Raw genomic sequence first — 453 nt, 5'->3', positions numbered from 1 at the left:
CCTTTATCTTCATCTTCGACGTCCTGCTCCCAGTCGAACACCTCGACATCACGCAGCAGGGGTTTGATGTAGCCGTTGAGCTGAGCATTTTTGGCTTGAGCTTCGACCACCAGGTCGCCGTTGCCGCGCTTGAAGTCGAAGCGGCCGTAGGCGCGGGCGAAGTCGTTGAAGCGCGTCAGGTCGATGTCCTGCGCACGCAGGCGCAGCTCGAAATCTTCGAACTGCTCGAATGGATCGAAGGTTGCCTCGGCCTCCAGTGGCGCGTGCTCCAGCAACAGCGCGCGACCTTCGAAGTGCGCGACCCGGTCGCCCGGTTCGTCACCGACATTGGTGAGGTTGTAGAGGCTGGCGTTGACCTGGTCTGCGCTCAGTTCCACCTTGGGATCGGTGGTGAAGTTGTGAAAGCTGATGCGGCCGTCTATCACCCGCAGTTCGTTGAGCGTGATCGGTAGC

Annotated in this window: 1 protein-coding gene; it reads right to left on the bottom strand. The window is 60.3% G+C overall.

Going from position 1 to position 453, the window contains the following annotated elements; genetic code table 11:
• On the bottom strand, window positions 1-453 hold a 453-nt coding region (locus tag ACEWB7_RS17715), incomplete at both ends, for a DUF748 domain-containing protein (RefSeq protein WP_411581048.1).

Origin of the sequence: Acinetobacter sp. NIOH-H-8, from assembly GCF_046635365.1 — a bacterium.
Lineage (GTDB): Bacteria > Pseudomonadota > Gammaproteobacteria > Pseudomonadales > Moraxellaceae > Acinetobacter.
Note: the sequence above shows the minus strand (reverse complement) of the source record. Positions and strands in the feature narration are given on the sequence as shown.